The 22,808-nt window shown below is 62.6% G+C and carries 22 protein-coding genes and 1 pseudogene; 19 read left to right on the top strand and 4 right to left on the bottom strand.

The window, feature by feature from the left end:
• The first annotated feature begins 9 nt into the window (after positions 1-9).
• Both gcvT and ACZ2GY_RS17125 read left to right on the top strand, forming a co-directional pair.
• A complete protein-coding gene (gcvT, locus tag ACZ2GY_RS17130; protein WP_277358521.1) occupies positions 10-1,122 on the top strand; it encodes a glycine cleavage system aminomethyltransferase GcvT in 1,113 nt (370 codons plus the stop codon).
• A complete protein-coding gene (locus tag ACZ2GY_RS17125) occupies positions 1,119-2,492 on the top strand; it encodes an L-serine ammonia-lyase (protein WP_471672605.1) in 1,374 nt (457 codons plus the stop codon). The genes gcvT and ACZ2GY_RS17125 overlap by 4 nt, the downstream gene beginning before the upstream one ends.
• Before the next feature lie 21 nt (positions 2,493-2,513).
• On the opposite strand, the pseudogene ACZ2GY_RS17120 reads toward ACZ2GY_RS17125, so the two are convergent.
• A pseudogene (locus ACZ2GY_RS17120) lies at positions 2,514-2,796 on the bottom strand (RtcB family protein); the annotation flags it as partial.
• Positions 2,797-2,815: 19 nt separating this feature from the next.
• On the bottom strand, positions 2,816-3,373 hold the full coding sequence (locus ACZ2GY_RS17115; RefSeq protein WP_471672604.1) for a P-loop NTPase family protein: 558 nt from the start codon (positions 3,371-3,373) through the stop codon (positions 2,816-2,818).
• An 81-nt stretch (positions 3,374-3,454) separates the two neighbouring features.
• Between ACZ2GY_RS17115 and ACZ2GY_RS17110 the strand changes: the two genes are divergently transcribed.
• The 3 genes from ACZ2GY_RS17110 to ACZ2GY_RS17100 all read left to right on the top strand — a co-directional run bounded on the left by ACZ2GY_RS17110 (position 3,455) and on the right by ACZ2GY_RS17100 (position 9,064).
• Complete coding sequence (locus tag ACZ2GY_RS17110; RefSeq protein ID WP_277358524.1) at positions 3,455-5,137, top strand: ABC-F family ATP-binding cassette domain-containing protein; 1,683 nt, start codon at positions 3,455-3,457, stop codon at positions 5,135-5,137.
• Between the two features lie 114 nt (positions 5,138-5,251).
• Positions 5,252-7,720: a hypothetical protein gene (locus tag ACZ2GY_RS17105; protein ID WP_471672603.1), complete on the top strand. Its 2,469-nt coding sequence runs from the start codon at positions 5,252-5,254 to the stop codon at positions 7,718-7,720.
• A gap of 165 nt (positions 7,721-7,885) precedes the next feature.
• Complete coding sequence (locus ACZ2GY_RS17100; RefSeq protein ID WP_277358539.1) at positions 7,886-9,064, top strand: MFS transporter; 1,179 nt, start codon at positions 7,886-7,888, stop codon at positions 9,062-9,064.
• Positions 9,065-9,095: 31 nt separating this feature from the next.
• Here ACZ2GY_RS17100 and ACZ2GY_RS17095 read toward each other — a convergent pair whose 3' ends face one another.
• Complete coding sequence (locus ACZ2GY_RS17095) at positions 9,096-9,512, bottom strand: hypothetical protein (RefSeq protein WP_277358526.1); 417 nt, start codon at positions 9,510-9,512, stop codon at positions 9,096-9,098.
• Between the two features lie 267 nt (positions 9,513-9,779).
• Between ACZ2GY_RS17095 and ACZ2GY_RS17090 the strand changes: the two genes are divergently transcribed.
• The 14 genes from ACZ2GY_RS17090 to rplI all read left to right on the top strand — a co-directional run bounded on the left by ACZ2GY_RS17090 (position 9,780) and on the right by rplI (position 21,952).
• A complete protein-coding gene (locus ACZ2GY_RS17090; RefSeq protein ID WP_346027769.1) occupies positions 9,780-10,373 on the top strand; it encodes an LURP-one-related family protein in 594 nt (197 codons plus the stop codon).
• Between the two features lie 190 nt (positions 10,374-10,563).
• A complete protein-coding gene (locus ACZ2GY_RS17085) occupies positions 10,564-11,550 on the top strand; it encodes an ATP-binding cassette domain-containing protein (RefSeq protein ID WP_471672602.1) in 987 nt (328 codons plus the stop codon).
• The gene (locus ACZ2GY_RS17080; protein WP_346027768.1) at positions 11,547-12,380 is read left to right on the top strand and encodes an ABC transporter permease; all 834 of its coding nucleotides are present in this window, start codon (positions 11,547-11,549) and stop codon (positions 12,378-12,380) included. Before ACZ2GY_RS17085 ends, ACZ2GY_RS17080 begins: the two co-directional genes overlap by 4 nt.
• Positions 12,381-12,633: 253 nt before the next feature.
• Positions 12,634-13,620 (top strand): YncE family protein, encoded by a 987-nt coding sequence (locus tag ACZ2GY_RS17075; protein ID WP_471672601.1) that lies wholly within the window; start codon positions 12,634-12,636, stop codon positions 13,618-13,620.
• 211 nt (positions 13,621-13,831) lie between these two features.
• On the top strand, positions 13,832-14,692 hold the full coding sequence (locus ACZ2GY_RS17070) for a hypothetical protein (RefSeq protein WP_471672600.1): 861 nt from the start codon (positions 13,832-13,834) through the stop codon (positions 14,690-14,692).
• A gap of 217 nt (positions 14,693-14,909) precedes the next feature.
• Complete coding sequence (locus tag ACZ2GY_RS17065; protein ID WP_056545515.1) at positions 14,910-15,857, top strand: ABC transporter ATP-binding protein; 948 nt, start codon at positions 14,910-14,912, stop codon at positions 15,855-15,857.
• A gap of 2 nt (positions 15,858-15,859) precedes the next feature.
• Positions 15,860-16,741 carry an ABC transporter permease gene (locus tag ACZ2GY_RS17060; protein WP_471672599.1) on the top strand — a complete coding sequence of 294 codons (882 nt, stop codon included), beginning with the start codon at positions 15,860-15,862 and terminating at the stop codon, positions 16,739-16,741.
• 34 nt (positions 16,742-16,775) lie between these two features.
• Positions 16,776-18,032: a sensor histidine kinase gene (locus ACZ2GY_RS17055; protein WP_277358534.1), complete on the top strand. Its 1,257-nt coding sequence runs from the start codon at positions 16,776-16,778 to the stop codon at positions 18,030-18,032.
• Between the two features lie 47 nt (positions 18,033-18,079).
• On the top strand, positions 18,080-18,712 hold the full coding sequence (locus tag ACZ2GY_RS17050; RefSeq protein WP_056546653.1) for a response regulator: 633 nt from the start codon (positions 18,080-18,082) through the stop codon (positions 18,710-18,712).
• Between the two features lie 48 nt (positions 18,713-18,760).
• The gene (locus ACZ2GY_RS17045; RefSeq protein WP_346027763.1) at positions 18,761-20,041 is read left to right on the top strand and encodes a M18 family aminopeptidase; all 1,281 of its coding nucleotides are present in this window, start codon (positions 18,761-18,763) and stop codon (positions 20,039-20,041) included.
• Between the two features lie 189 nt (positions 20,042-20,230).
• Positions 20,231-20,536: a 30S ribosomal protein S6 gene (rpsF, locus tag ACZ2GY_RS17040; protein ID WP_026543913.1), complete on the top strand. Its 306-nt coding sequence runs from the start codon at positions 20,231-20,233 to the stop codon at positions 20,534-20,536.
• Between the two features lie 54 nt (positions 20,537-20,590).
• A complete protein-coding gene (locus tag ACZ2GY_RS17035) occupies positions 20,591-21,148 on the top strand; it encodes a single-stranded DNA-binding protein (RefSeq protein WP_277358536.1) in 558 nt (185 codons plus the stop codon).
• Positions 21,149-21,247: 99 nt separating this feature from the next.
• Positions 21,248-21,487, top strand: a complete 240-nt coding sequence (gene rpsR / locus ACZ2GY_RS17030; protein WP_005273147.1) for a 30S ribosomal protein S18 — start codon at positions 21,248-21,250, stop codon at positions 21,485-21,487.
• A gap of 15 nt (positions 21,488-21,502) precedes the next feature.
• Positions 21,503-21,952 (top strand): 50S ribosomal protein L9, encoded by a 450-nt coding sequence (gene rplI, locus ACZ2GY_RS17025; protein ID WP_056545506.1) that lies wholly within the window; start codon positions 21,503-21,505, stop codon positions 21,950-21,952.
• A gap of 66 nt (positions 21,953-22,018) precedes the next feature.
• On the opposite strand, the gene ACZ2GY_RS17020 is transcribed toward rplI, so the two are convergent.
• Complete coding sequence (locus ACZ2GY_RS17020) at positions 22,019-22,444, bottom strand: DUF1801 domain-containing protein (RefSeq protein ID WP_277358537.1); 426 nt, start codon at positions 22,442-22,444, stop codon at positions 22,019-22,021.
• Positions 22,445-22,808: the final 364 nt, after the last annotated feature.

Here is a 22,808-nt window from a genome sequence, read left to right as displayed (position 1 = left end):
GGGATCGCCATGACAAAGCAGACAGCGCTGTATGCCCAGCACCAGGAACTCGGTGCGGCATTCACCGACTTCGGCGGTTGGCAGATGCCCCTGAAGTACCGCAGCGAACTTGAAGAGCACCACACGGTTCGCCGGGCCGCCGGCATTTTCGACCTTTCGCACATGGGCGAGGTGATGGTCACTGGGCCGCAGGCAGCCAGCTTCCTCAACTATGCCCTCGTGGGAAATATGGAGATCATGGCGGTGGGGAAGGCCAAGTACTCCCTCATCTGCACCGAGGGCGGCGGAGTGATTGATGACCTCATCACGTACCGTCTCGCCGAGGACCAGTTCCTTGTGGTGCCCAACGCCTCGAACTCCGACACGGTTGCTGCCGAGCTGCAGCAGCGTGCTGCCGACTTCGATGTCACTGTGCAGGATCAGTCGGAGGAGACCGCTCTCATCGCGGTGCAGGGACCGAACGCGGAGGCGATCCTGCTCGGCATGGCGCCGGCTGCAGACCGCGACGCCATCACCTCGCTCAAGTACTACGCCGCCGTTCGCGTGGAGCTCGCCGGTCAGCCGGTCCTCCTCGCCCGCACCGGCTACACCGGCGAGGATGGCTTTGAACTTTTCATCGAGAACGCGCAGGCCGTACAGCTGTGGAAAGCCGTGACCGAGGCAGGAACCAACCATGGCCTGGCGCCCTGCGGGCTGGCCTCGCGGGACTCGCTTCGCCTTGAAGCCGGCATGCCGTTGTACGGTCATGAGCTCGGCCTGGAGACAAATCCGTTTGAAGCGGGATTGGGCGGTGTCGTCAGCCTGAAGAAGACCGAGAACTTCGTGGGCCGCTCCGTGCTGGAGCCGCTGAAGGCCGAAACACCGGAGCGAAAGCTGGTCGGTTTGCGTGGTACCGGACGCCGGTCTGCCCGTGCAGGGTACGACGTCGTTTCGAACGGACAGACCGTAGGTACCGTTACGTCCGGCCTTCCGAGCCCGACCCTCGGGTACCCGGTTGCCCTCGCTTACGTTGACACAGCGTTGAGCGAACCGGGCACGGAACTGCAGGTTGACCTGCGCGGACGTCCGGAGGGTTTCACCGTCGTTGAGCTGCCGTTCTACAAACGTCCGGGCCGCTCATGACCATCAGCGCCTTCGACCTCTTCAAAATCGGGATAGGTCCGTCCAGTTCACACACGGGCGGGCCCATGACGGCGGCCTTTCTCTTCACCCGGATGGTGGTGGAGCAGGGGCTGCTGGAACAGGTCCAGCACGTCGATGCTGAACTGTTCGGTTCGTTGGGCGTAACCGGTCATGGGCACGGAACAGTCAAGGCCGTGATCCTGGGGCTCGAGGGCGAGCAGCCGCACCTTACCGATCCGGAACGCGCTGAACCTCGTGTGGAGGAAATCTCGAAAACAAAGACCCTTCGTCTGGCCGGCTCACACGATGTAGCTTTTGATCCGGAGAAAGATCTTGTTCTGCACCGCAAGCAGCGGCTGGACTACCACACCAATGGGATGCGCTTCTCGGTATATAACGCTGAGGGCATACTCTTATTCGCCCGCGAATACTACTCGGTGGGCGGGGGTTTCGTTCTGGACGAGGACCAGATCGGCACCGACCTGTCCGCGGAACAGACCGTCGCGATTCCCTACCCGTTTGAATCCGGCGAACAGTTGCTCGGCCTTGCAGCATCGACGGGAAAGTCCTTTTCCGGGATTGTGCTGGCCAATGAACTGGCCGTCCGGTCCGAGACTGAGATCCGCAACGGCCTGCTCGAGATCTGGGACGTCATGCAGGACACCATCCGGCGGGGGTCGACCAACAGCGGCATTCTTCCCGGTGGGCTGCATGTCCGGCGTCGTGCTGCCCGGCAGTTGGAACTGCTTCAGAAGGAAGCTGACCCCAATGACCACCTCAGCACCATGGAGTGGGTCACCCTGTTCGCGCTTGCCGTAAACGAGGAAAACGCGGCCGGCGGTCGTGTGGTGACCGCTCCCACCAACGGCGCGGCCGGCATCATCCCGGCAGTCCTGAAGTACTACACAGACTTCGTTCCGGGAGCCGACGACGACGGCGTTATCCGCTTCCTGCTCGCCGCCACTGCTGTCGGTGCCCTCTTCAAGAAGAATGCCTCCATCTCGGGTGCCGAGGTCGGCTGTCAGGGGGAAGTTGGTTCAGCGTGCGCGATGGCCGCTGCGGGGCTGGCCGAGGTGTTGGGAGGCACACCCGAGCAGGTCGAAAACGCCGCTGAAATCGGCATTGAGCACAACCTGGGCTTGACCTGCGATCCCGTCGGCGGACTGGTGCAGATACCGTGCATCGAGCGCAACGCCGTGGGAGCGATGAAGGCAATCACCGCAGCCCGCATGGCCGTGCGCGGCGACGGACAGCACTTCGTCTCACTTGACGCTGCGATCAAGACGATGCGTGAAACCGGTGCGGACATGATGGACAAGTACAAGGAAACCGCCCGTGGCGGGCTGGCCTTGAACGTCGTGGAATGCTGATTGGGTTCCAGGGACTGCCCAGGAACTGAGCGACGGCGCAAAGCCCAAGCCTTCCACCACATAGGACGCGGTCCCCATGGAGCCCGGAATGAGTCCCGGCCGCCCGGCAGACGCGTCAATTGCGCCCTTCCGGCTCAGCCACACCTGCTTGCCATAGTGGGTTTCCTGAGCCGTGTAGTTGTGGTGGCAGTTGATGCGCTCCAGCTCCTGAACCGCTGTCCCGGTCCGACTGCGTAACGCAATGAATGACGCGGTCCATCATTTCCTCGCGGTTCAGCAACGCGAAGTCCTGCGCCCACCTCACAGCCAGCCCTTACTGCGTCTTATGAGCCAACTCCGTCCTCCGCTACCGGGGTTTCATAGGACCTGAGCCATTGCTCCAGATCCCGCGGTCTGGTAAAGCGAAGCACTGGCAACCCGGCGTCCTGATATTCAAGAATCCTCCGGCGCTTGCTGGCGAAGGACGTGAAGTGCCACCGAATGATCGAGTCGTGTGCGATGACGCGGCGGAAGGTCTCCGTGTTCCCGTTGCAGACCTCTTCCCGCAGCACCATGCGCCGCAGCGTCCTGCGGACCAGCCGGGACAGCGAGAGCCAGCGCGGATAATCCAGCGCAACGATGACTTCAGCGCGCGGAATCAGGTGGTCTGACCACTTCCGGTAGAAGCTGTCCAGCACCCAGGCATCCCGCGAGGCGATTTCCTCAACCATGCGGAGCTGCTCGGCGGGATCCCGCTCCGCCCATCCCGGAAGCCACCCGATGTCCGAGTCTACGGATGTCAGCGGCAACCCGGTCGCAGCGGCATAGCGCTCAGCCGCTGTTGTTTTCCCGGATCCGGTCACGCCGAAGAACACCACCCGCTGGGGAGTTATTGGAATCACGCTCCCATCCTCGCACTCGAGTGTCTACCCACGGATGAGACCCTATTTCGGCTCACTGGATGCGGGTGGAAGACTGGGAGCGTGGCGCACCTCGACATTTCCAACATCGACTACTTTCTTTCCGACGGCCGCCAGTTGCTCAACGGCGTCACCTTCAAGGTCGGCGAGGGCCACAAGACTGCCCTGATCGGTCCCAACGGCACCGGAAAGACCACGCTCCTTCGCATTGTTGCCGGCGATATCACCGCCGATGAGGGGGCCATCACCCGCTCCGGCAGTATGGGCATCATGCGCCAGTTCGTGGGCCAGGTCCGCGATGACACCACGGTGCGGGACCTGCTCGTCTCCGCTGCGCCGCCGGTGCTTGCAGCGGCCGCGAAAAAGATCGACGACGCTGAGCTCGCAATGATGGAGCACGACGACGAACCCACCCAGATGCGTTATGCCCAGGCGATTGCCGATTGGGGAGACGCCGGCGGCTATGAGCTCGAAACCACCTGGGATGAAGTGACGATGGCTGCGTTGGGCGTTCCGTATGATCGCGCACAGTACCGCGCGGCGTCGTCGTTATCCGGAGGAGAACAGAAACGGCTCGTCCTGGAGGCGCTGTTCTCCGGTCCAGACGAACTGCTCCTCCTCGACGAGCCGGACAACTACCTCGACGTACCCGGCAAACGGTGGCTCGAAGCGAAGCTCAACGAGTCCAGCAAGTCGGTCCTCTTTGTCAGCCACGACCGCGAGCTGCTGGACAATGCGGCTACCCGGATCGTCACGCTGGAACCCGGCGCACTCGGCGCCTCCAGCTGGGTGCACGGTGGAGGTTTCAGCACCTACCTGCAGGCCCGGACGGACCGCAACGCCCGCTTTGAGGAACTGCGGCGACGTTGGGATGAGGAGCACATCAAGCTCAAAGAGCTCGTGAACATGTACAAGAACAAGGCCGCGTTCCGCTCGGACATGGCTAATCGCTACCACGCCGCCCAGACGCGCCTGGCGAAATTCCTGGAGGCAGGGCCGCCGGAAGCGATCCCGATCGAGCAGAACGTGAACATGCGGCTCAAGGGTGGCCGCACAGCCAAGCGGGCCGTCGTCGCGCAGAGACTGGAGCTGACCGGGCTGATGAAGCCGTTCAGCACCGAGATCTGGTTCGGTGACCGCGTCGGAGTGCTGGGCTCCAACGGGTCCGGCAAGTCCCACTTCCTTCGCCTCCTCGCCGCCGGCGGCACCGATCCGGAGAAAGAACATGAACCGGTGTCCGAGGTGAGCATCGCACCCGTGCCTCACACCGGCGTGGTGAAGTTGGGTGCGCGCATTCGCCCTGGGTTCTTCGCCCAGACCCATGTGCGTCCGGACCTGCTGGGCCGGAGCCTGCTCGACATCCTGCACCGCGGCGACGATCACCGATCGGGCCTCGGCCGGGAGGCGGCGTCGGGAGTACTGGACCGCTACGGGCTGGCAGGGCAGTCGGAACAGCTGTATGACTCGCTTTCCGGCGGGCAGCAGGCACGGCTGCAGATCCTGCTCCTCGAACTGTCCGGCGCCACGCTCCTGCTCCTCGACGAGCCCACGGACAACCTCGATCTCCATTCAGCCGAAGCCCTGGAACGCGCTATCGACGCGTTCGAGGGAACCGTGCTGGCCGTAACCCACGACCGCTGGTTCGCGCGGAGTTTTGACCGCTTCCTCGTCTTCGGCGAGGACGGCAAGGTGTATGAATCGGAAGCTCCTGTGTGGGACGAAGGCAGAGTGCAGCGGTCGCGCTAGGACAAGGCTTGACACTTATCCACAGCACTACCCGGGGCACTGACCGCTCATAGTAAATTGTCTCCGGGGGCAAATTAGTGATCGTCCTCATCATTCTTTCGTTGGGGGACAACCATGAATCCAGAATCCGTCGATCGGCCTGCCCTTCCGCCGCTGCTGCCAGCCACTCCGCGCGTATCGGCTCCGTCATCGTCAGAGCGGCCCGTTGACCCGTTGCCAGTTGGCGGAGGTTTCAGGGACATCGGGCACAGCCGTTGGTTGAGCGCGGGTTTGGCCGGGGTCATCGCGTACGGCGTCACAGTTTTCGCAGCATTCGCAGTCTTACTGCTGGTTGCTCTGGGCCTGGTTCTTTCAGCACAGGACCTGCAGGCCTCCCTCGATGAGTACGTGGGAGTGGAGACGCCCTCGGACGTTGGCGGCGCTTTTCTTTTGCTCGCACTCCCATTTCAGCTCGCCGGCATGGCGATGATGGGAGCCCTACACGCCGATCTGGGTCTTAATGTCCTCGGGATGCCGCTGCAAATAGGCGCTGTAGGCTGGGGCGTCCCGCTCGCTCTGACGGGAATCGCGGTACTCACGCTGTGGTTCCTTGGTAGGCGGAGCGCTCGAAGCCAAACAAGTATCACCAGTACGCAGGCGTGGATGCTTTCGGCGGTCAGCGGACTGACACTTGCACTCGTTGGCCTGTTGTTCAGCTTCCTCTTCGCAGTCCGGATCTCCGAGAACGGCATGTCTGCTGTCCTTACGAGCGCCTCCTTGCCATTGTTCTTCGGGGCCCTTGCCATCGGAACACTCGGCAGTCGCTTGGGACATCATCACGGGTCGGCGACTACACACGGCCTTCTGCAAGCAACCGCGAGGCGACGCGCAGGCGCGGAGATACTGGCGGGCGTGAGGATCTTCTGCCTCCATTACATGGCCTACACGCTCGTGAGCGGGCTTGTACTGTTCATCTTTGCCACGGTGAAAGGCGGAGCAGCAGCGGCGTTCTCAGCACCGCTCTGGCTACCCACCGCCGCCGGCTGGGCCTACGGAATCGGGCATCTGTCTTCCGTCAGCAACGCCACCAGCCAGGGCACAGATTCCATGACGGTTTTTGATCTCCCATGGTGGGCCGCCCTGCTGCTTATCCTGTTAGCCATCACGATCGCTTTCGTCGCATCGATCGCCTGGGCAGCTGCGCGAGCCTCCTACCGCCAACGGGAGGGTTGGATGTCATGGGCCATCCTGCCGGCCATCTTTCTGGTGGGTGGGCTCCTAATCACTCTGTTCACCTCAGTGGTCTTCGGTGTCAGGGGCGGCGCATTGTCGTTTTCGGGCACTCTGGCACTGGCTCTCTGGACGCCGCTGATCATGGGTTTGTGGGGAGCCGCAATTGAAGTTTCGGGACGATACCTGGCCCCGGTGGCAGTGCCTTTCCTGCCCACCATTATCCACCGCTGGTTCTCCGGTCCCACAGCAACCGCCGACTCCGCAGTCGCCGGCACCGATACCGGGCGCCAGGTGGAGGAGGTGCCGGGTGCCGGCGGGCGGGAGACCAAACCATTAACCGCCCATGCCAAGAAAAGGCTGCGGATTGGCACAGCAATCGCGGGAATCGTCATCGTCCTGATTGTGGCTGCCACTGTTGCGTTCAACATTCTGAGCGCCACAACCTATGGGCCCCAAGCGCACGTTGAGAAGTACCTCAAGGCGCTCGAGGAGGGGGATGCGAGCGCAGCGGTAGCGCTGCATGATCCAAATGTGACGTCCGAGGAGCGGTTGCTGCTGGATGACGGCATCTTCGGTGCTGCTCAGAACCGCATAACCGACCATGAGATTCGCGACGTCGAGTTCTCGGGTGAATTGGCGACCGTTACGGCGGAGGTAACCCAGGATGCCAAAAGGGTGCCACTTATCTTCACCCTGGAGAAGGCAGAGCGAACGGCGCTGTTCTTCCACAACTGGACGGTGACCCGCGGGACGTCCTGGACCTTGCCGATCCAAGTGCCTGAAGGCGTGGACATGGTGACGGTAAACGGCGTGGACGTGGAGCTGTCCCAACAGCTCGGCCAGCAGGCTCCAGGCGCGTTCTCATTGCCGGTCCTGCCGGGCGACTATGTGCTGACTCCGCCGGAAGGCACCAAATATGTGACGTTGGGGGAGGAGCAAACCATTACAGTGTCGGCTGATCCGGCAAGCAGTGTTGGGGAAGGGGCCCTTTTCCAGCGCTCCATGACGGATGCAGTGACGGAAGATGCGGTGGCTCAGGCGAGGGAATTCCTTCAGACCTGCGCCGACTCCACAGAGGCGGCGCCCGAGGACTGCCCGAACAGAGCGTTCACGTTTGGCGACGACGAGGACTATCGCAATTTCAGCTGGACAATTACCCAGGAGCCCGAGTTCGAGGTGTCGGAGAATTGGGATGGGTCCCTGGCGCTGTACGCCACGGAAGGCGAGATGACTGCCACCTATGAGCGGAACACTCAGTGGCAGGACGACGAGCCGGCCGAATGGGAGCCGGAAGAAGACACCGCGAGCCTCTACTTCAGCGCGGCCGTGCAGATTGATGGAGACCAGCTCACCCTCAGCTTCGAGGATTAGCGGTACGTCGAGCCGGGCGTGTTTCTTTTGCCCGGGGTTTCAGTGCGGTCCGCCACAGTAGCGGCGGCAACCTGTTGTCATCTCCATCACACTGCCTGCCCTGGGTAGCCCCTTCCGAGCCCGTGCGCCTACGGTTTAGAGGTGCAGAGCAACGTCAATTCAGCCATGTGGGCTACCTTCGCTATCTTCGGTCTCAACGGCCTCGTATTCGCCAGCTGGGCGGCCCGGATTCCATCTGCGTCGGACACGCTGGGGCTGAGCGACGGCCAGACGGGCGCGCTGCTGCTTGTTGCGGCGATCGGGTCCATGGTGTCGTTGCCGTTGTCGGGCGGGATCGCCGCACGGATCGGGACAGCGAACACCGTGAGGCTGGGCGGAGTGGCTGCCACTATCGCCGCCTCCACCATTGCCGGCGGACTCGTCACGCAATCCGTGGTGGTTGCCGCCGTCGGCCTCTTCATTTTCGGCCTTGGTATAGGCCTCTGGGATGTTGCGCAGAACCTGGAAGGCGCCGACGTCGAACGCCGGCTCATGCGCACCATCATGCCGAAGTTCCACGCGGCCTTTAGCGGTGGTGCCTTCATCGGCGCGCTCACCGGAGCCGGTCTCGCGGCCGCAGGCGTAGCGCTATCAACCCACCTGGCGGTGGTTGCGGTGCTGGTACTCATTATTTCGCTGTGGATTCCGCGTTACTTCCTGCCTGAGGACCCTCACGCCGGGAAACATGACGACGCCGAGACCTCCCCTTCCGGCGGATTTGCCGCCTGGAAGGAGCCGCGCACGCTCCTCATCGGGCTGGTAGTGCTCGGTGCAGCGCTCACTGAAGGTGCTGCAAACGACTGGGTGGCGAAGGCAACAGTGGACGGCCTTGGTTCCACTGAAGCCGTCGGTGCGCTGATGTTCGGCGTGTTCGTAGCCTCAATGACCCTCTTCCGCTTCGTTGGCGGCGGCTTTATCGACCGGTTCGGGCGGGTGCGGGTGCTGCAGGTGAGCCTTGCGTCGTCGCTGGCCGGCCTGGTGCTCTTCGTCTTTGCACCCACTGTGCTTCTTGCCGGAGTCGGAGCGGTTCTGTGGGGAACGGGCGCCGCGCTCGGGTTCCCCATGGGAATGTCTGCCGCTGCGGACGAACCGCGCCTGGCTGCTGCCCGCGTGTCGGTGGTTTCCACGATCGGGTACACGGCATTCCTCGCTGGGCCTCCGCTGCTCGGATTCCTCGGTGACCAGATGGGAATCCGGAATGCCCTGCTCGCCGTCGGAGTGGCTGTATTGGCGTCGTTCCTTGTGGCGCCTGCCGCGGCCGAGCGCCCCGCGGGCGAACCGAGGGGCGCCGGCATCCGATCCTGATGACGGAGCGGCGCGGTCAGCGGCCCAGCTGTCAGTGACGTCCGGGCCGGCCGGGATCGGCGCCGTTCTTCCTATCGCTGCGCGTCCCCTGGTCGTTGCGTACGTCAGGATCGATCTCATCCGCGTGGCGCGCGCGTTCTTCGGTTTCCCGGCGCAGGCCCTGGGCATCGTTCTGCCGCTGTTCCGCTTCCTTGCGCAGTCTTTCGGCGTCCACCTCGGCCTGCTGGGCATCGGCGTCAGCGCGGGCGGCGCGTGCCTCACGCTCACGGGCTTCCAGGTCCTTGGCGTGCGCCTCTTCCCGAATCTCGTTTGCGTGCTCGTGGTCTTTCCGGCGCTTCTCCTGGTCGTGTGCGTGCTTGCGCTTCCGTCCAAGGAATACGATCAGTCCGATGATGAGCAGCACCACGAGGATCCCGATGATGATCCAGACCCACATCATTGCGTCCATTGCCTTCGCCTTCCTATGAATGGCCGCCGCGTATGCGGCGAGCCAATTGAGCGGCGCCCAGAAGGGACGTCATGTAGTAACTCTCGACCCGCGGATGAAGGTCGTCAAGGGCTCCGGATTCCCGGCACGGCCGTCATTTCCCCGGTACGGCCGCTCATTGGGCAGAGATACTCCCTCAGGACGACGTCGGCAGAGACCTCAGGTAGCTAGGCTCAGAACGGCTGCCCGCAGAGCGGTCGCAACTACAGACAACGACGAAAGAATCAGATGAACTCCCAGCCGCCGATCGAGCGATTTTCAGTAACCCAGAAGGTCACCCTCATGGTCAATCGGTACGAGGTCCGATCCGTCGATCCGGACGGAAATCCGGGGGCGCTCATGGCTCTTGCGCAACAGAAGCGGGCTGCCTTCAAGGAAGAGGTTAGGTTTTTCACGGACGAGTCGAAGAAGACGCAGCTATTCTCCTTCAAGGCTCGCCGGCGTCTTGACCTGGGAGCAACCTATGATGTGCTCGATGCGCAGGGAAGCCCGCTGGGCTGCTTTCGCAAGAACTTCGGATCCTCGCTGCTGCGTTCCACCTGGGAGCTTGAAGCACCCGGAATTCAGGCAGTGGGCAGCGAACGGAGCCAGGGCGTCGCGATCGCTCGCCGTGTGTGGGAGATTGTGCCGTTCCTGGACGCCATCCCGGCGCCCTTCCTGTTCCACTTCGATTTCCGCGATCCGACGGGCCAGCTTGTCCTGACTTCGGAGCGGCGCGCTTCACTGCGGGACAGGTATGACGTTAATGTTCCCGGCGGACGTCTCGACTGGAGACTCGCGGCAGCTATGGCGGTTGCGCTGGACTCGCTGCAGTCCCGATGAATGCGGTTGGTACAAAGAAAACCGTTGCCGTCAGGATAAGAAATGTATACGGTGTCTACATGCTGTTTTCCTAGGAGCCGCACACTCCTTATGACATCGCTCAGCGGCACAATTTGCCGCCACCGGGTCGCGGACCGAAGCTGTCCGCAATCTCCTTCTTCCCGTAATTCCGAAAACCTAGGGTTGACCCATGACGATTATCCAGGCTGAAGGCCTGACCAAGACCTACAAATCGAAGAGCGGCCCGGTGCATGCACTGGCGGGCCTCAACCTTTCGGTCCCGCAGGGGACCGTGAAGGCTCTGCTCGGGCCCAACGGCGCTGGCAAGACAACGGCGGTCAAGGTACTTACCACCCTGATCAAGCCTGACGAAGGCACAGCACATATCGACGGCATCGACGTCGTGAACAACCCCAAAGCGGCCCGGCGGATCATCGGAGCATCCGGTCAGTATGCGGCGGTCGATGAAAATCTCACCGGGTTCGAGAATCTGGAGATGGTGGGCAGGCTCTACCATCTCGGCGCGAAGACCGCACGCAAGCGGGCACAGGAGTTGATTGACCAGTTCGAGCTCACGGAAGCCGGGAACCGGCCGGTCAAGGGATTCTCCGGCGGCATGCGCCGTCGTATTGACCTCGCCGGAGCGCTGGTCATCAACCCGAAAATCCTTTTCCTTGACGAGCCGACTACCGGACTGGATCCACGAAGCAGGCTCGCGCTGTGGGAGATCATCTCCCAGCTGGTGAATGATGGGACCACGCTGCTCTTGACCACCCAGTATCTTGAGGAGGCGGACCACCTGTCAGATGACATTGCCGTGATTGACGGCGGTAAGGTCATCGCCGAGGGCACTTCGGATGAACTGAAGGCGCAGATCGGCGGACACCGGGTGGTCGTGACGCTGGTGGATGAAGCAGACGCCGGCGCGGCCCGTGAAATCCTCGCGCGTCACGGTGACGGCACTCCTACCGTCAGCGACCGCACCGTGGAGGTGTCCGTCGTCGACGGACCACGCGCGCTGCAGTACGTGCTTTCCGATCTGGGCCAGGCAAACATCCAACTGCACGACGCCGGTATGCGCCGGCCCACGCTTGATGACGTCTTCCTCAAGCTCACCGGCCACCGGGCCGATGACGAGACCAGCAAGAATGACGCCGAAATGGAGAAAGCCCAATGACCGCGGTCAGCCAGCCCGCCTACGAGAGCGTAGGGTCGCCTCTCGCCCAACTGTTCTCGGACGGCTGGATCGCCACACGCCGCAACCTGATCAAGATCAGGCGCGTGCCGGAGATCCTCGTCTTCACCATCCTCCAGCCCATCATGTTTGTACTCCTGTTCAGCCAGGTTTATGCCGGCGCAATGAATGTGCCCGACTACGTGAACTTCCTGATGGCCGGGATCTTTGCCCAGACCGTGATTTTCGGCTCGACGTTCTCCGGGGCAGCCATGGCACAGGACCTGAAGGACGGCATCATCGACCGCTTCCGTACGCTGCCGATGAGCCCTGCAGCAGTGCTCATCGGCCGTACCAACGGTGACCTCGTGATCAACAGCATTTCGATGATGATCATGATGGGCACCGGCTGGCTGGTCGGTTGGCGGGTCACCACCTCGGTGTGGGGTTTCCTGGGCGGCGTGGCGGTCCTGCTGCTGTTTTCCTACTCCTTCAGCTGGGTGATGGCCCTTCTCGGGATGAGCGTCCGCAGCCCGGAGGTCATCAACAACGCGTCCTTCATGATCCTGTTCCCGCTGACGTTCATCTCGAACGCCTTCGTTCCCATCCATACCCTGCCGGAGGTTCTGAAGAACATCGCTGAGTGGAACCCGGTGTCAGCCCTTGTGGAATCGGCGCGCCAACTGTTCGGGAACACAAACCCCGACTTCCCTGAGCCCACCGCATGGACCCTGCAGAACCCGATCATCACCGTGATACTGGGAATCATCGTGATGCTTGCCATCTTCGTGCCGCTCTCAGTGAAGAAGTTCAAGTCCATCAGTTCCCGGTAACAGATCAGCCGTCGACGGCGGCAGCCCACCGGGGCTGCCGCCGATGCGCCTTTCGCGGGACAATGGCTGCATGTTTCGCAGCGCCGTCGCCATTCTGTGCCTGTTGTTTCTGACAGCCTGCACAGCGGCGCCTATCCCGAGCGCCACGAGTTCGGCCCCTCAACCGGCGGCCACCCCTTCCAGCATGACCGTGCCCACCTCTGGTCAAGCTTCCTCAGCAAAGCCGAGCCCATTACCGTCGCCACAGCAATCCATGGTTCTTGTTACCGACGCGGCAGGAGCGGACCTTCTGGTCATCAATCCTGCAGACTCGGGCAGTCCCGTTGAGCAGCGGATTGCTGTCGGGCAGGCACCGTGGGATGTTGCGGTGAGCGGCACGCGGGCCTTCGTCTCCACTGCCGAAGGAGTGGCGGTAGTCGACCTTGTGGACCGGCGTCGTACTTCACTGATCCCGTATGCGAATCCGGCCGGTTCCATCTCGCATGGGGAGTATCGGCCAGGCGGTACGGGTATTGCCGTGAGCGCGGACGGAAGCACGGTTTATGTGGCGGTGCTCCGGGCGGACGGCACCTCAGCGCTGGAGAAGGTGGATGTCCAGGAAGGGCGGACCATCGGTACCGTTGAGGTGGGACTGCGGCCGTTTGACATCCTGCTCTCCGCCGACGGCTCTGAGGTCTACACGATCGACCATGATTCCTTTTCGGTCCACGTCGTCAATACCGAAACCCTCATCGTGCGGCGAATCGAGGTAGCGCCGTTCGGCACGCAGGGCGGCCTGGCCTCCTGGGAGAAGCCGCACTATGGCGCAATTGACGACGCCGGGAACCTCCTTCTGCCCTATCAGGGCCTGGCGCTCGCCATCGTCAACCCGGCCTCGGGTGCTGTCTCCGTGGAGGAGATGACCGCCAACTCGCATCAGCACGGAACGGCTCTGGTTGACGGCACCCTCCTTGTGATCGGAACGGGGGCATTCGGCAATGCCACCGGATCTCCGAACCTCACGGTCCGGGACACCGAAACTAACGCTGAGCGAATCGTGCCGCTGGACCGGTTGCACGAGACCGTGGTGCCGTGGACCGATCCCGCGACCGGCGAGGCCTATGCGCTGCTCTCCGGGGGCTACACTCGGGACGGTTTCTGGCCCGGTGTCACCCTTGTCGATCTCGAAACGTTCGAGCAGCAGGAGCTTGCGGTGCCAGGGAGGCCGCAGTCGCTTGCCGTGATTCCCGTCGCCCCCTGAAAGTTTTTGTCGCCTTGTTGAGGCGTAGAGGCGGCGAAAGCAGCAAGTAGGCGACAAAAACTCGGGAAGGGGCGCGGATATGACTCAAGATATCCACATACCCGGGCACGGCTGATTTTTCCTGAGTGCGGCGTGGCATCAAAGGATGATGAAACAACCTCATCCCCTACCTTCTCCACTGGATCAGCGCCCGTTCACGGTGCAGGAGTCGATGGCCCACGAAATCCCCTATTCGCGGCTCCGTGCGAAGGACCTGACTGCGCCCACGAGAGGCATCCGTGAAGCTGTCGGTCAGAACGCTGACGTTCTCAGTCGCGCCGAAGCCTTCATACAGCTCAATCCGGGCTCCTGTGTCAGTCACGTGAGTGCCGCGAGGCTTCACGGCATTGCCGTGCCGGGTCAACACGAGGATGTGCTGCATCTCGCACGCCCTGCACGCGGCTCTCTTACCCGTCGGAACGGGGTTGTCAGTCATCGACTGGCGCTAAGAGCAGAAGACACAGTGATCATAAACGGGTTGCCAGTTACAAGTGTCTTCCGCACCTTCGTCGATCTGGGAACTCTGTTGCACCTTGATGACCTGGTGGCTGCGGGTGATTCGATTGTCAGCGAGCACCACCGCCATTTCGGAGAGCCTCGCCACCCCATGATTCCTGTCGCTGGACTTCGAAAACTGGTTGAGCACACGAGCAAAATTCACGGTATCCGGGCGGCACGGCTTGCGATCGACCTGATTGAGCCCGGAGTCGATTCGCCCCCCGAGACCCAGATTCGGCTGATGCTCGGCCGTGCCGGTCTGCCCGTTTTCGTCCCCAATTGCCGGATCGACACCGAGATTGGCCTTCCCGTCTGGGCGGACCTCGGCTGCCATGAGTTCAAGACCTGCATAGAGTACGACGGCGGACATCACCTTACGCCCGAACAGCAGCAGTACGACGCCCGGCGGGATCAGCGCACCCGCGAAGCCCACTGGGCTCAGGTGAAGCTCAACAAACTGGATATTCGGAAGGGGGAGCAGTGGATTACTTCGCTGGCGCGCGGGGCACTACGTTCCCAGGGCTGGCCCGGGTAGGCAAGGGGGCGCCATCGTCGCCGGGAGTTTTTGTCGCCTACTTGCCGATTAGACGGTGTCGAAGCAGCAACTAGGCGACAAAAACTTCAAATAGGGGTCATCCTTTCGACGTACCGGTGCCGCGTGCAAGATCATCCGGTTGGTCGGTGCCCTTCGCGGTGAAGCTCCGTAGGGTTGGGTGTATTCCAAAACTTTCCCTTCCCCAAGGATGCCCATCATGATTGAGGCAGCAGAACTGTCCAAGCGCTATGGCGCAAAAACGGCGGTAGACCGTATCTCCTTCAACGTTAAGCCCGGCCGCGTGACCGGTTTTCTCGGTCCCAACGGCGCCGGCAAGTCGACCACAATGCGCATGATCGTCGGGCTCGACAATCCCTCAGGCGGCGACGTCCGCGTCAACGGCAAGCACTACGCCAAGCACTCCGCACCCCTGCGTGAAGTCGGCGCCCTGCTCGATGCCAAGGCGGTCCACACCAAGCGCTCCGCCTACAACCATCTGCGGGCGATGGCTGCCACTCACGGCATCCCCAATAGTCGGGTCAAGGAGGTCATTGAAATGACCGGTCTTGGACCTGTGGCGAAGAAGCGTGTCGGAAGTTTCTCCCTCGGTATGGGCCAGCGGCTCGGCATTGCCTGCGCGCTGCTTGGAGATCCGCATACCGTGATCCTCGATGAGCCGGTCAACGGACTCGACCCGGAGGGCGTGCAGTGGGTCCGGCACCTCGCCAAGGGCCTTGCGTCCGAAGGCCGTACCGTCTTTCTTTCCTCCCACCTGATGTCGGAAATGGCGCTCACAGCGGACCACCTCATTGTCATCGGCCGCGGCCGGATCATCGCTGATGCTCCCATCAGCGAAATCCTCGACGCACAGGGTCAAACCCGCGCCCGGGTCCGCACCGACCGACCAGCCGAGCTGGTGCGGGCACTGGCCGCGGACGGCGTTTCCACCCAGCAGCTTGAACCGGAACTTCTCGAGGTCACCGGGGCGAACTCGCGCCGGATCGCGGAGGTCGCTCTTGACCACCAGATCCTCGTCTACGAATTGACACCGCTGCAGGCCTCGTTGGAGGACGCATACATGCAGCTCACCTCCGATGAGGTCGAATACCACTCACACACTCTTCCGGAGGCTCCTTCCGGCGCCGATTCCAAGGAAGGCAAGTAACCATGTCGCATACAGCAACCGCACCCGCGCCGGAAACTGCCGGCTCCCACCGCGGCCCCGCCAAAGGATCCGGCGTGAACTTCGCGCGGGTACTCAAGTCCGAGTGGATCAAGGTGACAACCGTCCCCTCGACGGTGATCATGCTGAGCATCACCGTGGTGGTCATGGTTGGCCTCGCGGCGCTGTTCGCCTGGCAGACAACTATCCTGTTTGATCTCCAGTCCGATCCGGAGGTGGCTGCCCAGGTGCAGGGAGCGCCGGACGCAACCTCGATCGTTTCCACCATCCCGGGCTCCGGACTGATCTTCGGCCAACTGCTCATGGGGTCCCTGGCCGTGGTCCTGATTGCCTCCGAGTGGGGCACCGGGATGATCCGGTCCACCATGGTCGCGGTCCCCAAACGTATTCCGGCGCTGCTGGCGAAGCAGCTCGTTTTCGCTGTCATCGCATTTATCCTCGGCGCGGGTTCAGCTTTCGTCGGCTACCTCGTTGCACAGCCGATTCTCGCCCCATCAGACCTGGCCTTCGGCCTGGATACTGACGGCGTGCTGCTGCACATCATCAACACGGGTTCGGTTCTGGCCCTGGTCGCCATCATTGCCATGTCCATCGGAACCCTCCTGCGCAACACCGCCGGCGGAGTTGTAACGACCATTGGCCTCCTGTTTGTTCTTCCGATCCTCGTGGCCACGTTGCTGGCAGGTATCGCTGACTGGATCCCTGACGCCGCGCGGTTCCTACCGAGCAGTGCCGGCGAGCAGATGGTGGCAATCACCATCACTGAAGACGCCCTCAACCAGTGGCAGGGTGCGCTGGTACTCGGCGGCTGGGCTCTCGTGCTGCTCGTCATCTCGGTTGCGGTCACCAAGAAGCGCGACGTCTAGACGAGTAGACCTGCGCACCACATAAGCTCACTCCATGAGTGAAAAAGCCTTGGTGAAGGAGACTGCGGAACGAACGGCCGCCGTCTCCTTCACCGAGATTAACGCCCGGCGGCTCGGCCCCATCCGCCGGTACTTCCGGTCACATCCGCGGGTGATGGATGTCGCCGTCGTCGTGCTGTTCCTTGTTGCCAGTGTGCCCAACGTCGTCCTGGCAGCAGACCTTCCCCTGGGGTGGTGGGGTATAGCGCCTCTCGGCGCCGCCGCCCTCATCCTCTTCTTTCGGCGCCGACGGCCACTGGTTGTCCTGGCGCTGTTGTGTTTGATCGAACCCGTGGCGCTGCTGATCTCCGACGGGCGCGCAACGGTGGGCATCAGCATCTGGTTTGCGCTGTACGCGGTTGCGGTGGCTTTCCCTATCAAAATTGCAGCTGTGGCGTTTGCTGCCGCACTGGTCACCTCGGTGGTTCCCCTGCCCTTTATCCCGGACCTGATGCCCGACGACGCTCCCTTCCTCATCTGGGTTGTCGTGGGATTCGTGGTCATGTGGTACGTCGTGGCCGTCGGCATCGGCATGACCGTCCGCCGGGAGAGGCTGCATGAGAATGAGTTGCGCGAGTGGGCTGAACGTAACGCGGAACTTGCCTCCGCGAACGAGAGGAACCGGATCGCCCGTGAGATGCATGACGTCGTCGCGCACTCCCTGTCGGTGATGATCGCGCTGTCCGATGGCGCCGGCGTCGTCATGAAGCGGGATCAGGATCGAGCGCGGGAGGTACTGGCGGAGCTCTCCGCCACCGGGCGCACAGCGCTGGCGGATATGCGGCGGGTGCTGGGTGTTCTCCGTGAAGGACCGGACGCGGCCCCGCTCGCGCCGCTGCCGGCCGGCGGTTCACTCGCCGGTCTCCTTGAGGGATTTCGCGCGGCAGGGCTGCCTATCCGGGTGCAGCTGAGTGGGCCGGGCCTGCCCGAGGATGCCGCCTTCCAGATGACCGTCCACCGCATTGTCCAGGAGTCATTGACCAACGTGTTGCGGTACGCGAAGGGGGCCACCACGGTCGACGTCCTGATCGCCAGACTGGGCAGCACCGTCAGGGTGCGGGTGTCCGACGACGGCCGCGGCGCCATGGAACCGCTGCCGTCAGTGGGAACCGGGCAGGGAATCACGGGCATGCGTGAGCGGGCCGCCATTTACGGCGGCACAGTGAACTGTGGGCCAACGCCGTCCGGAGGATGGGTTGTTGCCGCAGAACTACAGGTTCCCATTGAGAACCGACAGGAGAAGATTGCGTGAGCGAGCCGACAAGGGTGCTGCTGGTGGATGACCAACCGCTGCTGCGGATGGGCTTCCGCCTGATCCTCGAGGGCGAGGAAGACATGCACATCGTCGGTGAGGCCTCCGACGGCGCTGAGGCTGCACGCCTGGCAGCACGGCTGGAGCCGGACGTCGTGTTGATGGACGTCCGCATGCCGGTGATGGACGGGATCGAGGCCACCCGGCGCATCACCCAGTCAGGCGCGTGTGCCCGGATCATCATCCTCACCACCTTCGACCTTGATGAGTACGCGTTCGCAGGGCTGCGGGCAGGGGCTTCAGCCTTTCTCCTCAAGGACGTCGCGCCCAACGAGTTGGTGCAGGCCGTCCGGGTGGTCGCGAGCGGGGATGCCGTGGTTGCGCCGAGGGTCACCCAGCGGCTGCTCGAGGAGTACGTACGCTCCCGCCCCGACGCGCCGAAGCCTCCCCGCGACCCGCTTTTGCAGGACCTGACGCCGCGTGAGCTCGAAGTTCTTGGCGCCATCGCGGAGGGGCTTTCCAACGCGGAGCTGGCACACCGGTTCTTCCTCTCCGAAGCCACCGTGAAAACCCATGTGCGCCGGATTCTCACCAAACTTCATCTGCGGGACCGCGTCCAGGCCGTGGTGTATGCCTACGAAACCGGTCTGGTTACCCCAAGCCAGGGGCTCGATTTCTGAGCTTGCCGGCTTCCGGCGCAGCACGCGGCGGACAGTAGGCTTGCAGGCATGACTGCCGCTCACGCTCATATCGCAGACCTCGGCGCTTACGTTGCCGCCTCACCCTCCAGCTTCCACGCTGCCCACGAAGGCGGCATCCGACTTCAGGCGGCCGGCTTCAACCAGCTGCATGAGGACGATCCCTGGGACGGGGGACCCGGCCGCTTTTACGTCATCCGCGACGGCGCGCTGATCGCCTGGATCACCCCGTCCACTGCGACGGAGACCACCGGCTTCCACATCCTCGGAGCGCATACGGACTCCCCGTCCTTCAAGCTGAAGCCCAAGCCCACCATCGGACGGCACGGTTGGCTACAGGCCGGCGTCGAAATCTACGGCGGACCGCTGCTGAATTCCTGGCTCGACCGTGAGCTGGCGCTCGCCGGCCGGCTGGTGACGCACGACGGCGCGGAGCACCTTGTGCACACAGGCCCGCTCCTGCGCTTCCCTCAGCTGGCCATCCACCTGGACAGGGCTGTCAACGACGGCCTGAAGCTCGACAAGCAGCAACACATGAACCCGGTCTGGGGCCTTGGTGATCCGGGACGGGCGGACCTCCTGCAGCTTCTTGCGGTCGACGCTGATCTCGAAGCAGCGGAGATCGGCGGCTTCGACGTGGTGGTTGCGGACACTCAGCAGCCCCGGGTCTTCGGCGCGGACGGCGAGTTCTTCGCCTCGGGCAGGCTGGATAACCTCTCTTCCGTGCACGCCGGGATCACCGCCCTCATTCAGGCAACAAGGAACGACGCCGGTGGCGCACCCATCGCGGTGCTGGCCGCCTTTGATCACGAGGAAGTCGGCAGCGGATCACGCTCCGGCGCGAGCGGGCCGTTCCTGGAGGACATCCTGCATCGGATCTCGTCGGGATTGGGTGCCGGTGAGGAGCAGCGGCGGCGGGCTATCGCGTCGTCGTTCTGTGTGTCATCGGATGCCGGCCATGCAGTCCATCCCAACTACGCCGAGCGCCACGATCCGGCAAATCACCCGGTCCTGAATGGCGGGCCACTGCTGAAGATCAACGCGAACCAGCGCTACACCACCGACGCTCCCGGCGCCGCCTATTGGGCGCGGTTGTGCAGGGATGCGGGCGCGCCGTACCAGGAGTTCGTGTCGAACAACGTGATGCCGTGCGGATCCACCATTGGACCGCTGACCGCAACCAGACTTGGCATCCGGACGGTGGATGTCGGCGTTCCACTGCTGTCCATGCACTCGGCCCGTGAGCTCTGCGGCGTCGAGGATCCATACCAGCTCACCCGGGTGATGCAGCGGTTCTTCACGGTTTCCTGACACGGTTTGCCGGCCCAGCCACTTGTCCATAGGCGGTTCGGAGAGCTGCCTCATGTCCGGTAGTATTGATAAGTCCGTGCCAACGTGGAACCGCTGAAAATGAGTGGTTTCCGCGCGCGGATCAACGCTAAAGAACCTCCTGTTGCGGAAAGACCGCGACCGTTTAGCCCAGAGGAGGTGGGTTCACAAATGCGTGCATATGAACTGATGGTAATCATCGACCCCGATGTCGAGGAACGTACCGTTGAGCCAACACTCGAGAAGTTTCTGAATGTCGTCCGTAACGGCGAAGGAACTGTGGACAAGGTAGACATCTGGGGACGTCGCCGCCTTGCCTATGAAATAAAGAAGAAGTCCGAAGGTATCTACGCCGTCGTCAACTTCACCGCTACCCCGGCTGTTGCAGCTGAACTTGATCGCCAGCTTGGTCTGAATGAGACCATCATGCGCACCAAGATCATCCGCCCCGAGGAGCAGAAGGTTTCCGCCGAGTAATTTCGGCTATCAAACCAGGCCCACTCCGGTGGGCCCGTGACCGTAGGAGGCACCATGGCAGGCGAGACCACTATCACGGTCGTCGGTAATCTCACCAGCGACCCGGAACTTCGTTTCACCCCGTCAGGCTCTGCAGTGGCTAATTTCACCATTGCGTCGACGCCGCGGACCTTCGACCGTCAGTCCAGCGAGTGGAAGGACGGCGAAACGCTGTTCCTCCGGGCGTCGGTCTGGCGTGAAGCGGCTGAGAACGTAGCGGAGACCCTCACCAAGGGAACCCGTGTTGTTGCTCAGGGCCGCCTCAAGTCACGTACGTATGACACCAAGGAAGGCGAGAAGCGCACCGTCATGGAGTTGGAGGTGGACGAAATCGGTCCATCCCTGCGCTACGCATCGGCCAAGGTAAGCCGTACCCAGCGCTCCGGCGGTGGTGGCGGCGGTTTCGGTGGAGACAGCGGCGGCGGCTTCGGCGGCGGCAACTCCAACCAGGGTTGGAACGGCGGCGGCGGCCAGCAGGCCCAGCAGCCGTCCCAGGACCCGTGGGGTGCACCGGCCGGCGGTAACTCGTCCGGTTGGGGCAACGGCCCGGAATCATCCGAGCCGCCTTTCTAGACCTTCCAGGAACGGTGCCGCACCGGCGGCGTTCCACTTTTGAAATTCCCATCCCGCAGAACCGTTCTGCGGGCTCCACCAGACATAAGGAGCACCACGATGGCTAAGGCTGAACTTCGTAAGCCCAAACCAAAGTCCAACCCCTTGAAGGCCGCTGACGTCACCGTCATCGACTACAAGGACGTAGCACTGCTGCGTAAGTTCATTTCCGACCGCGGAAAGATCCGTGCGCGCCGCGTTACCGGCGTGACCGTGCAGGAACAGCGCAAAATCGCCCAGGCAATCAAGAACGCCCGCGAAGTTGCACTCCTGCCTTACTCCGGCGCAGGCCGCGGCTAAGGAAAGGAACACACCATGGCAAAGCTTATTCTGACCCAGGAAGTCACCGGTCTGGGAACCGCAGGCGATGTTGTCGAGGTCAAGAACGGTTACGCACGTAACTACCTTCTGCCCCGCGGCTTCGCCCTCACGTGGACCAAGGGCGGCGAGAAGCAGGTGGAGTCCATCAAGGCTGCACGTTCTGCCCGCGAACACGCTTCACTCGAGGACGCTCAGCGTCAGGCTGCTGCTCTGCAGGCAAAGCCGGTCAAGCTGACCGTCAAGGCCGGCGAGTCCGGTCGTCTCTTCGGAACCGTCAAGGCCGAGGATGTCGCCAAGGCTGTTGAGGCCGCTGGCCTTGGCGCCATCGATAAGCGCAAGGTCGAATTGCCGGCACACATCAAGTCGGTCGGCAGCTACCAGGCAAACGTTCGTCTCCACGAGGACGTAGCCGCAGTGATCGATCTCGACGTCGTCGCCAGCTAGAGTTACGCATAGTACGCGCAAGGCCCTCGTTCCTTCGGGAGCGGGGGCCTTCTGCCTGCCGCCGGATCAGCTGCTTGTGAAGTTCTCACTGACCATGAACTCGTGACCCAGGGCGATGAGCTGAGCGAGAACGTCCTGGTCGACGTCGTCGAGCTTATTGATGTACAGGCATCCTGCACCAGTTCTATGCTTGCCCAGCTCCGGAAGAAGCTCGGCGGCTTGTGGTGCGTAAGTGAGCCCGTAGAGCGCGAGGTTGGCGCTGCGCGGTGAGAACCCGACGGCCAGGGCGTCCCCCTCGCGGCCGGAAGCGTACTTATAGTGGTAGCTTCCGAACCCCACCATTGACGGACCCCACATCACCGCTTCCAGCCCGGTGATACGGCTCATGAGGGCCAGGAGCGTTTGAGCGTCCTGCCTGCGGCGTTCATGGGGTACTGAATCGATGAAGTCCTGTGGGGACGCGGCGGTGGGTACAGTCTTGTTGTCTGCCATGGGTGGAAGTATCTCAGGGTTAAGACGTACACCGGACCGTACCCGGTGCATATATCTCGCAGGTGGAGTATTCCCGTGTCCGTACGTCTATGGCCGGTCCATCAGTGTAGGGGCATAAAGGGCCGTCATGCTTTCTATTCGCTGTGACGCACGTGATGTCTAGTGGCGTACGGGTTGTGGATAGTCAGTGCATAAATGCGCCGCCGTAGGGCTCTTTTGCTCGTCTGTCAACACGAAAGTGCGGGCTGAATGTTGGCGGAATAAACTTCTTCTCCACAGGTGGAATGAAGCATTTACCCAAGTCAGCCCCACATTGTGGATTAATATTCTTTCTACTCCACAGAGATATCCCCAGCCTGTGCAC

The organism is Arthrobacter sp. KKT183, from assembly GCF_055657625.1.
Note: the sequence above shows the minus strand (reverse complement) of the source record. Positions and strands in the feature narration are given on the sequence as shown.